The organism is Aminobacter sp. P4_D5 (assembly GCF_056401815.1).
In genome coordinates, this window is sequence record NZ_JBFUIP010000031.1 from 1 (window position 1) to 13,853 (window position 13,853).

Below are 13,853 nucleotides of genomic sequence, written 5' to 3' on the forward strand. Positions count from 1 at the left end.
GGCCAGAGCATTCGCGACAAGGAGCGTGCAAAAACAGAGAAGCTCCTCAGGAAGGTGGGATATACGGCCTTGAAAGAGGCCGGGATCAAATCGAAGCGACCCAGCCTTCCAGACCTGAAGGTCCAGAAGCGAGGCAAGTAGACTTGCTGTCGCGCCCTGCTTTGCCACCGGGCCACCCGACGCCATGCAAGCGCGGTTGGTTGCGCTGTGCTAGGGAGCGTTGAACGTCGGCGGAGCCGCGTCATGCGCTCATGCCAGCTGCTGACTCAAACAAGGAAAATGATATTGATTGAAACGACGCGCGAGGCAGCACTGATCGCTTTGGGCTGGTCTTCCTTCTTCGGTGACCAGGTCAGCGCGGAGGAGGCCGGCCTCGTGCCCGTTCGCATCGCCAATATTCACCGCGCACGAATGAGCGGACATTCCGCCAATGGTCCGATCGAACTCGTTCTGCCGGCCAACAGCGCAAGTGGCGACTATGCGGTGGGCGACTTCGTACTTGCAGGACCGGGCGATTTCCTTGTGCGACGGYGCCTCGCGCGCAGCTCGCTCCTAGCCCGGCGCATGAGTGACCGCAGCACTCAGCTGTCYGGCGCCAATATCGACGCGCTGTTTATAGTCACCTCCTGCAATGGCGATTTCAGCGTGCCTCGGCTCGAGCGCTATCTGGCCATGGCAGCGCAGTGTGAGATCGCTCCGGTTCTGGTTCTGACCAAAGCCGACACGAAGGAGGATGTGGGTTCCTTCATCGCGCAGGCCGCTGCACTGGCGCGGGACCTCCCGGTGGTTGTGGTCGATCCTCGCCGGCCCGACGCGCTGACAAAGCTGCGGCCCTGGTTCGGCCGGGGCAAGACCGTGGCGCTCACCGGTTCCTCGGGGGTGGGAAAGTCGACTCTCGTCAACACGTTGGCGGCCACCGGCTCGGGCACCGCTCAACTCACCGGTGCCATTCGCGCCCATGATTCCACAGGTCGGCATACGACGACGGCGCGCTCTTTGCATCCGGTTGCCGGCGGCGGCTGGGTGCTGGATTCTCCTGGAATCCGCTCATTGCATCTCGGCGAGATGGCCGACGGTCTCGATGTGGTGTTCGCCGAGATCACCGAATTGGAGACCCAGTGCAAATTCAGCAATTGCACGCACACCCACGAACCATCCTGCGCCGTGCTCATTGCCCTCGAAGACGGGCGGATCGATCCCGCACGCTTCTCGCGTTGGCGTAAGCTGCATGACGAGAATACAGCTCTCGGCACTCCCAGGCCGGTCCGCCGCTGAAACTTGCCCTCAAACCACGACAAGCTCGTTTTGTGGGTCGGGAAGTAAGTCCGCTTCTGATGCTTCCGAACCTGAAACAGGCCGGTCCGAAATCGGCCCCAAGGCTGTCGTTGAAGGCAGTTGCGCTAGCCTGCCAATGCCAGTTTGCCGTAGCGGCTGACCTCGCTCTCGATCTCGGAGATTAGGCTTTCGAGGGCAGGATTCCTCGTCTTCCTTGCGCGTCGCACCACGTAGACCAGCGGCGGGGGCGCAGGAAGGCGGGTGTCGACTATATCCATGTCCGGACGCAGATGGCGGTCACTGAGGAGCGCGACGCCAAGTCCCGCGTTCACCGCGGCGACGATGCCCGCAGCACTTGAGCATTCGAACACGGTTTCCAGGTCCGCACCTCCATCCTGTCCAATGTCAATTGCCCAGCGTCGATAGAAGCAGTCGTCGTCGAAGGAGAGGAATGGGATCGGTCCTTCAGGATCCAACAACAGCTCGCGGGATTTGACCCAATGAAGGTTCTCGCGAAACAGCACCACATCTGTCGGCCGGACCTCATGGGCGAAAACCTGCACGATGGCCACGTCCAGCTCGCCGCGATCGAGCATTGACCGCAGCACCAGGCTCATTCGAACCTTCGTTCTCACCGCTACCTGGGGATGCAGGCGCCGAAAGCGCCCGAGGATGCGCGACAAGTCCGAACAGGTCGTGTCCTCAGTTGAGCCCAGCAAGATTCGACCCGCCAGGTCGGACTTCGCCAAGCTGACCAGCGCCTCGTCGTGCAGGTCGAGGATCTTCACGGCGTATTCAAGCAGCGCCCCTCCTTCGGAGGTGAACATGCCGCCGCCGGGCCGTCTATCCAGCAGCTCGCAGCCCAGGCTGGTTTCCATGCGCTTGACCTTGTGGCTCACTGCGGATTGCGTAAGCCCGAGCGCCTCGGCAGCCCGGGTGACACCCCCGTGGAGCTTGATCGCCCGAAGCGCACGCAGCGCATCGATGTCCAACCGCCTGGTGTTGATCTCGTTCATCCTTGGCCCCAACCTAGTGGCATACGACGACTGCATGGTCCAAGCATGTCATTTTTGCAAGGAATGATTACCGTGAGGCAATGCCTGTCATCATATGATCGAAATTTGTCATGTGCGCGGCCCTCAGGGAATGAGTAACTCGGGATGATATCCATGTGGGCATCCCATGACCGCTCTTTCTCTGTCTCCCACGGCCGCGACACGGTCCCGCTTCCTCTGGCCCGTAATGGCAGCGTTGCTCGTGATCGGCTGGAGTTCGGGGTTCGTCGGCATCCGCTATGCCAGCGAGCAGGCGAGCGTGGCCGTCTTGCTGTTTTGGCGCACGCTGTTGTCGGGGGGCCTGCTGCTTCCGTTCGCCCTGGCTTTCGGGCCGAGGATGCGTCTGCGCGCCGTACTGTCTCAGGTCGGGTTCGGCGTTATGGCGGTTTTCATCTACTTGGGAGGCTTTGCGCTTGCAATCGAGCAGCGCGTCCCGACCGGGCTGGTCGCGCTGATCTCCGATCTGGTGCCGCTGGCGATCGCGGTTATGGCCCAACCCTTCCTGGGAGAGCGGCTCACAAGGCGGCAGTGGTTGGGCACCGCCATCGCTGTCACGGGAGTGCTGATCGTGTCCTTCGACAGTCTGAGCTTCGGTACCGCCCCCTTTTGGGCTTACGGGTTGACCATTGGCTCGATGATGGTGTTCGCCTTGGCTTCGGTTCTCCGCAGGGGCCGGGAATCGCTTAACATGCCGGTTCACCAAAGTCTCTGCATCCACACGCTGACGGGTGCAGTCCTGTTCGGCATCTGCGCCATCGCTCAGGGAGGGATCGCGCCGCCCATGACCCGCGAGTTCGCTATCGGCATGGCCTGGCTCGTGCTGATCGCTACGTTTGCTGCCTACTCAGTGTACTACACCATGCTGCGCATGTTCCCAGTGGCGAAGGTAAGCGCGGCCATTTACCTGAGCCCGCCAGTGACAATGCTCGGGGCTTGGATGCTGTTGTCGGAGCCGCTCACCCCGGCAATGTTCCTGGGTTTGGGCGTAACTCTGGTGGGCGTCTGGCTGACTTCGCGCGGATAAGTGTCAAACGGCCCTTTAATTGCGGGCAGTTGTCAACCCGATTTCGCACTGCCATCGCCGGGGTCATGGTCCTTTCCGAGGTCGAGTGCCTCATGATGTTGTTCGGGTCGGGCGCCTCAACGTTTCCAACGAGATGCAGATGAACTGCTGTCAGCCGTTTGACCGAGGTCGCCGCAACCACCGTCCCGGCGGGGACATCACGAGTTCCGCGTTGATGGCGGCCCGAGAACTCGTTTGGGGGAAGTCGACTAAGCTATCTTTTCGTTACCCCACTCGAAGCTGGTGCCGTCAACCCAAATGCAATGTAGCAAAACGGCGATCTTCCGTGCGACCGCCACCTTTGCCTTCTTCAAGCCGATCCGCCTCGACAGACGCATTCCCCAAGCCTTCAGCGAGGACCATTTCTTGGTCCGGTGCAGGAGCACGCTGGCCGCCTCATACAGATAGGTTCGCAGCAGTCGATCTCCCCAGCGTGAGACGCGGCCATTGATATCCGTTTCACCGGACTGCTTTCGTCGCGGCGTCAGGCCAAGATAGGCACCAACGTTGGCGGCCGAGCGAAAGCGCGCGGGATCGTCGATCGTGTGGCGGAAGGTGAGCGCGGTCACCACGCCGATGCCGGGGACCGTCATCAGTCGGCGTGTGGTTTCGTCTTCATGAGCGARATGCCGGACCTGCCGATCGAGCTTCTCCTGTTCACAGCAGACCTGCTCGTGGACAGACAGAAGCGCGTGAAGCAAAGACCAAAGCGGATGTCCGTCAGCAACCAATTCCCACACCTTTCGCCGGAACTGTGACCCAATCGATCGGCTGAACTGCAGCCCGTATTCCTTCAGCATGGATCGTGTTTGGTTTTCGAGATCGCGCCGGATCTCGATAAGTCTTGACCGTGCGACGAGCATGGATCGGGCAGCCTGACTCTCTGCGCTCTTGACCTTCACTTCGCGATACCAACCGACGCGCACTAACTCGGCCAAGCCGCGGGCATCGTTCTCGTCGCTCTTGTTCATTCGGACGGAAAGCGCGGCCTTTGCATGTCGAGCGTCAATGCAGACGACCGGCAACCCRACTCTTTTCAATTCGTGCCAGAGCCAGCTGGACATGGCGCCGGTCTCAAATCCGATGCGCTCGGCGTGAGGCGCATGCTTACGCAGCAGCTCCGTCAGCGCTCCCGGATCGGACTTCGCTTTTCCCTGGAAGACTGCCTTTCCAGTATCGTCGACCACGCAGATGCTGGTCTCCCTCTGCGACACATCCATTCCGACATATTGCTTCACCGCGGCCTCCTCTGTTCGAGCTTTGACGGCTTCTGCCGTCGACCAAGTCTTCGTTCAAAGGCGCAGCGACAGCAATTACGTCATCGTTACCAAAACTGACCCCTGATCGGTGTCCAATTTTGACCCCTCTATGTGGGCGAGCGCGGATCGGCTTGGCGGAAGTGGGCCGATCAGGCGCGGTTCTTGAAGCGCCAGGACCCGTTTCCGGTCTCGATGATCTCGCAGTGATGCGTCCACCGGGGATTGGCGGATATGTATCCAGGCCGGTGTCCTTTGGCCTGACCAATTAAGAGCCCCGTACCACCCTGAAAAGAGCGGTTTTTCTGGGCTCGCCCGCAAAGAACAGACGGAACTGGGGATACTTTGATGCGTTGGGGGCGCGAAGGGGACTGATAAAGTGGCTGATGAACCCGACGAGCCGGAGCGCGCAGAAAACGTTTTGATCCAGCGCTTGATGAGAGAAACCAACGTTAGCGAAGCGCAGGCCATCGCTTTTATTGGATATGCGTGGCCGTCGCTTTTAAGGGAAGCCAAGCTTCTACAGAAAAAACGCTAGCCAGATGCTGGTAGGCGTCCAGAGTCGCGAGCAATCATGCAGACCCGCACATGGCGGTTTCACATTTGCAAGGCCCCCTCGTCCACGGCACGCCGCCTTATAACCGGGCGGCTCACATGCCCGTCGATTGCCGACGAGAAACGAGCGCGCGTCTATGCTGCGTCGGCCGCATCATCCGAGCCTTGTAGGCGAGCCAACATCATATCGATCATTTCTTCGGGGAACGGTTGGTCCGGGCATAGCGCGCTCGCTAATTCATAGGCCATATGACGAAGCTTTTCCGGTTCACGCTCATTCCCCGACGCGTTGCGCAGGGCACTTTGCAAGATGTCAAAGTCGAAGGCAGATACCTTGGTGTTGAGAGCGTCGGCCATAGCTTGCTACCCTTGAGCGGAAGCGCAATTGCGCGGTTCCTTCGGCGGAACTTCGCGAGTAGCACATGGAAAACGTGCCGTCTGTTCTTAATAGAACAGTCTATTTTTCTGTTCGGCTTCTCAGATGGGGATTGTCGTGGAGCACAACGTTGAGCAGGGAGTTGCGAACTTCCAAGGCTCCGTTGTATTGGATGAACCCGAGCCTGCGGAACTTGTTCATGAACGTGCTTACTCGGGACCGCGTGGTGCCAACCATTTCGGCGAGCGTTTCTTGGCTGATGTTGGCGATGACAGGCTGTGGCTCCCCCTCCATGCCGAAGTTTGCCATGATGAGAAGCAACCTTGCCAAACGTTTTTCGCTGGAATTGAAAAGCTGATCGACCAAATCCTCTTCGACCCTGGCATTCCTTGCCAACAAATAGGTCATGAACATTTCAGAGAATTTAGGCTCGTCCCGGAGCACGCGGGTGATTGCAGCCTTGTCGAGGCGCGTGATGACGCTCTCTGTCATCGCCGCGACCGAGGCCAGCCGCAGCGGCTGTCCACTCAAGCAGCCTTCGCCGAAGAAATCCCCGCTGCCATGGAGGGCAACGACGGCCTCCTTACCCTGTTCAGATATGACGCAGACTTTGACTTTGCCCTCTTGGATATAGAACACGGAATCCGCAGGGTCTCCTTGTGAGAAGACCGTCTCATTGGTGCGATACGTGGCGACCGTCGTACCGCCGTCCACGGTCCTGAGGAAGTCCATCACATCGAACGGAGGCTTCTTCATCGTAACTCTGCCTGGCACGTCCTGTTTGGAGTGGGCATTTTACTGCGAACTGCGCGGCGGGAAAATCCCTATCTTGGAGACTGAGGCTGCTGAGGAGCTTGCTCGGAAGCGCGAGGCCAAGGGAGGATAGTGTCCGGGCCAAGAACGGGCACTCAGGTAGGGACATGCCAGCGGAGCCGACGACGCCTAGACCAGTAGCGGGATAAGAATTCTAGCCCTTAAAGCGCCTCAGTGACCAAATGACTGGCCCGCCGGTGCCTGATCGTGAAAGTCGGTAAATAAGTATTCGCGGCAGCCTGTCTCGATCTATTTCGATAGGGCGAATTTTGTTGGCGCGCGATTTACACCTCCGACATCGAAATCGGATTTCGTCAAAATTCCTCCCACCGCCTACGACCAACATAACGTCTGCCGCCATGAAGTATGCGGTCGCCCCACAGCGGCATTCGACACATATGAGCATGCCTTGACGGACGGCTTGGCCGACGGTTCGAATGATCTGGGTCATGGAACAAAGTAGGAACAAATGCCTTGCGTGGTCAACCGGACGCGTGGCATTTTGTGATCATGGCGGGTCGCGGCCAACGAAGTCTTCGACAACCGCCAATAACCGCGTGCGGTTGACGCTTTCGGCGCTTGCAGGATGTGGTCGCGCTACCTTGACAGGAAGCGCAGGTTGGCTGGGCGGCCCTCTGTCATCGTTCAAGTGCGGAAATCTCGAGGGGCTTGGGAACAACGAGCTAGCTCATCGATTGCTTCCTTGATGCCCAAATTGGCGTGTGAACAAATGGGACAGGTACCATGGAAGATCCACAAGAGCGCATAGCAGAAGCAGTCGATAAACAGCGAGCCGTTCAAAAAACCGTGGCTACGGCCGAACGGGCACCAGAAGCACCCGAGAACAACGATCTGCCGATGCAGGCAGGCGCTCGTATCTACCCGGTGCCTCCATTTCCAACGCAACATCAAGCGAAGCCTGGCGAAGAAGAGTCCCTGGACCCTTCGCCGCTTTATGACGCGCCCTTTTATCTCGGTTCCCAGAAACTGGAAGGGAAAGTGGCTCTCATCACCGGAGGCGACTCCGGCATCGGCCGTTCGGTGGCGGTCCTTTTTGCCAGAGAAGGCGCGGATGTTGCTATAAGTTACCTTAGCGAAGATCGGGACGCCCAGGTCACGCGAAAGGCCATAGAAGCCGAAGGCCGCCGCTGCCTTCTCATTCCAGGTGACGTGTCGGATCCGTCTTATTGCAAATCAGTGGTGGCCCAGACCGTACACCAACTTGGACGGCTGGATGTCCTCGTCAACAATGCCGCTTTCCAGGTGCATTCGTCAGACTTCGCCGACCTGACCGACGAACATTTCGATACCACCGTAAAGACCAATATTTACGGCTATTTCTATATGGCGAAGGCTGCCCTTCCGTATCTCAAGCCCGGAGCAGCGATCATCAATACTGGGTCAGTCACGGGGATAAACGGAAGTCCCCAGCTCGTTGACTATTCACTCACCAAAGGCGGCATCCATGCGTTCACCCGGGCTTTGGCTGCGAGCCTGATACGTCGCGGCATCCGGGTCAACGCAGTTGCGCCTGGCCCCGTTTGGACGCCCTTGAACCCGTCGGACAAGGCTCCCGAAGATGTCTCCGAATTTGGTGCAAAGACACCCATGAAACGGCCAGCACAACCAGAGGAGATAGCACCCGCCTATGTGTTCCTGGCGTCGTCCCACTGCTCCAGCTACATCACCGGCGAGGTAATTCCAATCATCGGTGGCTACTGATGAGACGCGCGCGTACCTCGATTGTCCAGGCGTGGGATTTGTTGAGAGAAAGCGTCACGGCCTTTGTCGACGACAGTGCACTTAGCCGGGGGGCGGCGATGGCCTTTTATGCCGCCACTTCGTTGGTCCCTATCTTGCTCATCGTGATTGCGATTGCGGGCGCGGTGTTTGGCCATGACGCCGCACAACTGGCTCTTTCTGCCCAGATATCAGGCCTGATGGGGCCACAGACCGCCGATCTGCTTCAAGTGGCTCTGGAGACCGCTTCAAACAAAACGGCGGGAAAATGGGCGACCATCATTGGTCTTGGCACCCTGTTCGTGACAGCCTCCGGCGTCTTTGGCGAGATGCAGACGGCTTTGAATACGATATGGAAAGTCGAACCAAGGGGCAGCTCAGTTTCTCGCTTGGTAAGAGCCCGTGCGGTGAGCCTGGGATTGGTCGCCTCGCTTGGATTTCTGCTGCTTGTGTCGCTGATCGCCAGCGCGGCAATCTCAGCAATGCGAGATGTCATCAACGCACATCTGCCATTTGGAACAACCATCCTCAGCATTATCAATGTGGCCGTTTCCTTTGTGCTCATCGCCGCAATGTTCGCTGCGATCTACAAGATTCTGCCTGATCGAACGCTGACGTGGCGCGATGTCATCTCAGGTGCAGTCGTGACTGCCATACTCTTCAGCATCGGGAAATCGTTGATCGCCTGGTACATCGGCACGAGCGCGATAGCGTCGTCCTACGGCTCCGCCGGCGGACTTCTGGTCTTGCTACTTTGGGTCTACTATTCTTCTCAAATCTTCCTGTTTGGGGCGGAGGTTACACGGGCATACTCAATTCGACATGGGAGCAGGCCAGACCTGACGGCAGTCGTAGAGGCAAATACACGGCCAGGTGAGTACGTCTCAACCCGCAAGACCTCACCAAGCAGCTATATGGGAGGCTTGGCGATGCTCTCACTGATCACCGTAGCCTGGAACGCCGTCGCAGCCGCCAGGATTCTGCGTTCTCGGCGTCCATTCTGAAAGGCGGCGAGAAAAGCAACGCCAACGCCCCCTCGAGTCACCGCAGTTCTCCGGGAGTATGGGGGGTGCGGCCGATGCGCCCTCGTTCAGGCCCGACAGTAGGGGATCAGCGAAACTGCTCAGCCCTCTTTTTTCTTCTGCGATTGCCGTTGCTTATGCACTGGCTCGACCTATCGGAGGCATGCGAGCCATTATGGCATCTAGCCTACGTCGGTTGGGACCGTGGACTATTATCATCCCCTTCGCCTGACCGGGTGACAGGGAGTATTTCTTCGCCAGCTCGCTGACAGTATAGGGCGGCTCCGCCGTCACTCTCTGTCGGTCGAAAGTTCTCTGCGTAACGACGGCATCAAACATCGTGGTGACCCAGGTTCAGCCAACGGGGAGACCTAACAGACGGGACGCGGCAAGTCTGTTCCATACAGAACAGGTGCGACACGTTTAACTCGGCTCTTGAGATGCGAAGCTGCGGCGGGTCCTGGCCGACACTGCATGGAAGGGGCCTTGCTTGGCATCAGAAGCAAGCGCGGTCCGTTGAAATTCGTTCCAGCTGCTGCCGCTATTCCGCCCGGGGAAAGCTGGAACTTTTCCACCGCACCGGACGTTTGCTGGCGAACAGGAGAGGACGCCATGTCGGACAAGCAAGAGTTCGAAGCAAAATTCTGGAAGTCAATCCGTGCAGACATGACCGTCATGGTTGGCATCAATGGAGTCGATCCACGCCCTATGACAGCCCAGTTCGACGGGGAGCAAAAGTTAATCTATTTCTTTACCGCGAAGGATACAGAGCTGGCTGAAAAGCTGCCGCGTGCCAAAAAGGCCACGCTGGTCTACGCCGCGAAAAAGCATGACCTGTTCGCAACTGTCCACGGGACCATCAGGATCGATAACGACCGCAACACCGTTGACCGGCTATGGAACCGTTTTGTGGCTGCCTGGTTCGAAAAGGGTAAAGATGACCCGACGCTACGCCTGCTACGGTTTGACCCTGCCGATGCCCAGATATGGCTTGACGCCTCCAGTTTTGTCGCCGGCGTCAAAATGTTTCTTGGCATGGGTGACCCCAAACAGGACTACCAGGACAGCGTAGCCAAAGTGCGCCTCAAGTAGCGCCTTGACCTCACTACGACATCATCGTTTGTCGTGCACCGCGGAAGAAAAGAGTAACCCGCCCGGTTTCACCTGGCGGGTTACGCTCAAACTGACGCTTCTGAAGATGTGTGTCAGACGACTGGGGGAATACGCGCTGCGTAGCGTCTGCGCTCTTCTTCAATCTCTTCTGGGGAAAATGGGTCTGCGGTCTCGTCGAATGCGGTCCAACCGTCCTCGGCATAGGCCGCCCGACGCTGGCCGATATCCACCCAATTGGAGTTCTGAAGGATGGACCGTGCAGCGTCCTCTTCGGCTCCTTCCGTGACCCGCGCGGTAACGAGTGTCCCGCCACGTCGGACCCCCTCCGCATAGACATGGGCGTCTTCATCCGGCACTCCGGAATCAGTCAGCGCTCCGATAAGACCTCCTGTCGCGCCACCCGCGAGTGCACCGGCCGCAGCGCCTGCAGCAGTCGCTGCCAGCCAACCCKCTGCCACCACTGGCCCGACGCCCGGGATAGCCATAACGCCAAGCCCGGTTAGCAATCCGCCTGCGCCGCCAACCAACGCGCCGATACCTGCTCCCTTGCCTGCAGCGTCGGCTGTGTCGGAGTCATGGTTGTCGTAAGAGCCATCTGCATTGCTGGCGACCAAGCTGATATCATCGTGCGGAATGCCAGCTTGCACCAGCTTATCGACCGCAGCTTTTGCGTCCGAATGATTGTCAAACAGTCCTGTCACACTTACCATTATTGTCATCCTTCAAGAGAGTAGGGGTTACTGCGCTACGACGTTGCCCTGGTAGTCGAGCGAAACGACTACTTCCTTGCCGTCTTTTGTGGCTTTGCCCTGCCAGATCCCTGTCTCGGCCTTTACCAGCGCCGAAACATTTTGGAACCCGGCGTCCTGGATTCTCTCCTTGGCCTGGGCTTCAGTGAAGCTGTTTGCGCCTTCTACTGGCGCTGTTGGATTCGCAGAATCCGGGGTGACGATAGCAGGTGCCTGAACGTCGCTTGATGGCTGGGTCTGGGCGTGGGCAAAAAGCGCAGTAGTGGCGAGGAACGCCGCGCTAAGTATTAGCTTTTTCACTGTAGGTTCTCCTTGGCTATTGTTGATAGAAGAACCTTTTGGGTCTGCAATAGTTCCCAAAAAACTCGGATATATGCAATATCACCGATCGTGCACTTGCTCGCAGCTCTACGAGTTATAGCCAGAAAATAAATGGACTACCAAAGGTTGTACGGCTTGAGGTGGCTTCAAGTCCCTAAATGGCGAAAGGCACATTTGGCGCAGCTCATTGAACGGCTGGAAGGTGTTGTCGGGATTAGTCGGTACAGGAAGAGCTGACCGCGATGCCCTTATCGCATCAGGCCTGCAGATCGGAGCGCGTCTTCAATCACTTTCCTTATGCCATCTGACGGCGGCCCTTCCTTTTTTGACCCTCTCGATGTTGCTAGGGTCCTCTCGGTCGTGAGCCCGTTCGGCAACTGCTGCTCTGCAATCCCCCAGAATTGCGCAATCCGCCGCGTTGATGAGATCCCGGCCTCAATCATGAAAGGGCCGGTTGCCCCCTACTTCTCCTGGCCGACTTCTATTACGGTAGCCAGGGGCGTGCCGTGACCCATTCCGGCAATTTCGTATTGCTCAATGACATCCTGCCCCGAGCTGTCTTTCCACGCGCGCCGGCTGTGGCCATCAACCATCGTCTCGGATGGCATGGACCCGTTGGGGATTCCGTGAATGGCCGCCCATTGCGCGACGATGTCGTTTGCGTTTGAGGAAACCACGGTCTTGTCGGATGAACCGTGCCAGACAGAGATCGTCGGCCACGGTCCCGCGTGTGGTGACGCGGCGCGCACCAGATGCTGGAGCCGACCCTCTGAAGGCGCGCCGTGCCCTCGCATGCGGTCAAACGCCTCCGGGATGGAGTTGGCGCTGCCATAGGGCAATCCAGCGATGATGGCGCCGCCGGCGAACACCTCCGGATAGTTCGCAAGCATCACCGACGCCATCGCGCCACCGGCGGAAAGTCCAGTGATGAAGATCCGCTTGCGATCAAGTCCATGGGTTGTGACGAGTGTCTCGATCATCTGCCGGATCGAATGAGGCTCGCCGCCGTTGCGTCTCATGTCGCCAGGCTCGAACCAGTTGAAGCACAGATTGGCATTGTTGGCGCGCTGCTGCTCTGGGAAAAGCAGGGCAATGCCTTCGCTGTCAGCGAGACTGGACCAGCCGGAGCCATGGTTGTAGCTCGCTGCTGTCTGAGTGCAGCCATGCAGAACTACAACGAGGGGGGCGTGAGCGGGCAGATTTTCGGGGATGTATGTTCTGGCTCGTAGCGCGCCGGGGTTTGCTCCGAAGTTCACCAGATCCGAGAGCGTGTCGTCGTTGTGCGACGCGGGTTGGGCTTTTTGCTGTAGGCGGTGGGCTGCAAGGCGTGAAATCGTGCCCGACAAGTTTCTCATGGGAGCATCCTGTTTCGGCGTCCGGACGGGACAGCGCGGTACACAACGCCGGTGCAAACATATCGTTGCTGCAGTGCACAATAAAAGCCGCGGCAGAGTCGTCGGCCACGGCCTAGCCGGCGAATGAAAGGCCTTCTGAGATTACTCAACAGGCCTTCCAGCAGAATGAGATTTCAGCTGATTTTAAGCAACTCCGGCTGTCATCGACGCGACAGGYAAAGCGTCTCGTCGTCGTCCCGTTGCTTGCCGCCCAATGCGGCAGCAGCACTTGCGATGAACGCACCGATGGCCAGCGAAAGTGCGGTAACGAGCGCAAATGTGGCACTTGCTTTGCGTGCGGTATCCGCGGCTTCCTGCGTCTTGACCTTGGCTTCATTGACACGAGTGAGGATCGCATCGACGCGCGCCTGGGCGTCGGCTTCTGATAATCCGGTGCGTGCGGCAACCAGTTGCGACAGATAGGTGCGGTCCTCCGCAGAGACCTCACCCGACGCGGCACTCGTCACCAGGATACGAGACGCCTGCATTGAAGCTTGTTCGTCAGTAGCATTGGTAGAGGCAAGCCTGGCTGGGTCCGATGGTCGGAACAGCGTGTCGACGAAGTACGACGTTGCATTGTCGGTGCTCTGCGACCCTGCATTTGCAGCAGCGCCCATCGCCGCACCCGAGGCAACATTCGACGCTGCCTGAACGCCACCGCCGACAGCTGCCGAAAGAGCCGAACCCAAGACACCGGCAACAAGAAGAGTCGCCAAGGCCCAAGCAAGGAAACCGTGCGCGGTGTCGCGGAAATAAACCTCGTCAGTATGAATGCCGACCCATTTGGTGCGCAGTCGGCCAGTCAGATATCCGCCCAGCCCCGCCGAGAGCCATTGGACCACGATCAGCCAGATGGCCGTGGAGACTGCGAAGGTAGTGGCGGAAACCCCTTGGGCGGACCAAGGCGAGACCATTGTCAGCCCGAGCCCGGAGCCAAGCAACATCAGGATTAGCGTGATTGCGGCCGCCGTGAAAGCGCCTGCAATCACCGGACCCCAGCTGACGGCCGGAACGGAGGATTCGATCGGTGTGGAAACGTCCACTGCGGATACGTTTGTTTGCATCGGAGTCTCCTACCGAGCGAAGAGAAGAATGAGGATGATGATCGGGATTGGAATGCC

The 13,853-nt window shown here is 58.6% G+C and carries 13 protein-coding genes and 1 pseudogene; 6 read left to right on the top strand and 8 right to left on the bottom strand.

The annotated features are described in order from the left end of the window. The first annotated feature begins 285 nt into the window (after positions 1–285). The gene (gene rsgA, locus AC1DWF_RS09405; RefSeq protein WP_476785557.1) at positions 286–1,275 is read left to right on the top strand and encodes a ribosome small subunit-dependent GTPase A; all 990 of its coding nucleotides are present in this window, start codon (positions 286–288) and stop codon (positions 1,273–1,275) included. A 125-nt stretch (positions 1,276–1,400) separates the two neighbouring features. On the opposite strand, the gene AC1DWF_RS09410 is transcribed toward rsgA, so the two are convergent. Then, entirely contained in the window at positions 1,401–2,291 is an 891-nt protein-coding gene (locus tag AC1DWF_RS09410; protein WP_476786955.1) for a LysR family transcriptional regulator, read from the bottom strand. A 166-nt stretch (positions 2,292–2,457) separates the two neighbouring features. Between AC1DWF_RS09410 and AC1DWF_RS09415 the strand changes: the two genes are divergently transcribed. After that, positions 2,458–3,354 carry a DMT family transporter gene (locus AC1DWF_RS09415; protein WP_476786954.1) on the top strand — a complete coding sequence of 299 codons (897 nt, stop codon included), beginning with the start codon at positions 2,458–2,460 and terminating at the stop codon, positions 3,352–3,354. Positions 3,355–3,602: 248 nt separating this feature from the next. Here the strand turns inward: AC1DWF_RS09415 and AC1DWF_RS09420 are convergent, their stop codons facing one another. Further along, complete coding sequence (locus AC1DWF_RS09420) at positions 3,603–4,631, bottom strand: IS110 family RNA-guided transposase (RefSeq protein ID WP_476841626.1); 1,029 nt, start codon at positions 4,629–4,631, stop codon at positions 3,603–3,605. 397 nt (positions 4,632–5,028) lie between these two features. On the opposite strand from AC1DWF_RS09420, the gene AC1DWF_RS09425 reads away from it, so the two are divergent. Then, positions 5,029–5,187, top strand: a complete 159-nt coding sequence (locus tag AC1DWF_RS09425) for a hypothetical protein (protein ID WP_476786901.1) — start codon at positions 5,029–5,031, stop codon at positions 5,185–5,187. A gap of 152 nt (positions 5,188–5,339) precedes the next feature. Here AC1DWF_RS09425 and AC1DWF_RS09430 read toward each other — a convergent pair whose 3' ends face one another. Together AC1DWF_RS09430 and AC1DWF_RS09435 are read right to left on the bottom strand one after the other, a co-directional pair. Then, on the bottom strand, positions 5,340–5,561 hold the full coding sequence (locus tag AC1DWF_RS09430; RefSeq protein ID WP_476786900.1) for a hypothetical protein: 222 nt from the start codon (positions 5,559–5,561) through the stop codon (positions 5,340–5,342). A 100-nt stretch (positions 5,562–5,661) separates the two neighbouring features. Beyond that, positions 5,662–6,336 carry a Crp/Fnr family transcriptional regulator gene (locus tag AC1DWF_RS09435; protein ID WP_476789410.1) on the bottom strand — a complete coding sequence of 225 codons (675 nt, stop codon included), beginning with the start codon at positions 6,334–6,336 and terminating at the stop codon, positions 5,662–5,664. Between the two features lie 801 nt (positions 6,337–7,137). Here AC1DWF_RS09435 and AC1DWF_RS09440 point away from each other — a divergent pair. The 3 genes from AC1DWF_RS09440 to AC1DWF_RS09450 all read left to right on the top strand — a co-directional run bounded on the left by AC1DWF_RS09440 (position 7,138) and on the right by AC1DWF_RS09450 (position 10,247). Then, complete coding sequence (locus tag AC1DWF_RS09440; protein ID WP_476789409.1) at positions 7,138–8,115, top strand: SDR family oxidoreductase; 978 nt, start codon at positions 7,138–7,140, stop codon at positions 8,113–8,115. Then, positions 8,115–9,137 (top strand): YihY/virulence factor BrkB family protein, encoded by a 1,023-nt coding sequence (locus tag AC1DWF_RS09445; protein ID WP_476785060.1) that lies wholly within the window; start codon positions 8,115–8,117, stop codon positions 9,135–9,137. The genes AC1DWF_RS09440 and AC1DWF_RS09445 overlap by 1 nt, the downstream gene beginning before the upstream one ends. Before the next feature lie 504 nt (positions 9,138–9,641). Further along, complete coding sequence (locus AC1DWF_RS09450; RefSeq protein WP_476785059.1) at positions 9,642–10,247, top strand: pyridoxamine 5'-phosphate oxidase family protein; 606 nt, start codon at positions 9,642–9,644, stop codon at positions 10,245–10,247. Positions 10,248–10,360: 113 nt separating this feature from the next. Here the strand turns inward: AC1DWF_RS09450 and AC1DWF_RS09455 are convergent, their stop codons facing one another. The 4 genes and pseudogenes from AC1DWF_RS09455 to AC1DWF_RS09470 form a co-directional block, all read right to left on the bottom strand. Beyond that, positions 10,361–10,978, bottom strand: a complete 618-nt coding sequence (locus AC1DWF_RS09455; protein WP_476841627.1) for a general stress protein — start codon at positions 10,976–10,978, stop codon at positions 10,361–10,363. A 27-nt stretch (positions 10,979–11,005) separates the two neighbouring features. Beyond that, positions 11,006–11,317, bottom strand: a complete 312-nt coding sequence (locus tag AC1DWF_RS09460; protein WP_476785057.1) for a PepSY domain-containing protein — start codon at positions 11,315–11,317, stop codon at positions 11,006–11,008. 269 nt (positions 11,318–11,586) lie between these two features. Further along, positions 11,587–12,693, bottom strand: a pseudogene (locus AC1DWF_RS09465) (extracellular catalytic domain type 1 short-chain-length polyhydroxyalkanoate depolymerase). 200 nt (positions 12,694–12,893) lie between these two features. Further along, on the bottom strand, positions 12,894–13,796 hold the full coding sequence (locus AC1DWF_RS09470; protein ID WP_476841628.1) for a hypothetical protein: 903 nt from the start codon (positions 13,794–13,796) through the stop codon (positions 12,894–12,896). Positions 13,797–13,853 lie beyond the last annotated feature (57 nt).

Bases quoted from the DNA above. Each gene is read 5' to 3' on its own strand.
- AC1DWF_RS09410 (WP_476786955.1), bottom strand. From the start codon at position 2,291: ATGAACGAGATCAACACCAGGCGGTTGGACATCGATGCGCTGCGTGCG.
- AC1DWF_RS09415 (WP_476786954.1), top strand. From the start codon at position 2,458: ATGACCGCTCTTTCTCTGTCTCCCACGGCCGCGACACGGTCCCGCTTC.
- AC1DWF_RS09430 (WP_476786900.1), bottom strand. From the start codon at position 5,561: ATGGCCGACGCTCTCAACACCAAGGTATCTGCCTTCGACTTTGACATC.
- AC1DWF_RS09435 (WP_476789410.1), bottom strand. From the start codon at position 6,336: ATGAAGAAGCCTCCGTTCGATGTGATGGACTTCCTCAGGACCGTGGAC.
- AC1DWF_RS09440 (WP_476789409.1), top strand. From the start codon at position 7,138: ATGGAAGATCCACAAGAGCGCATAGCAGAAGCAGTCGATAAACAGCGA.
- AC1DWF_RS09445 (WP_476785060.1), top strand. From the start codon at position 8,115: ATGAGACGCGCGCGTACCTCGATTGTCCAGGCGTGGGATTTGTTGAGA.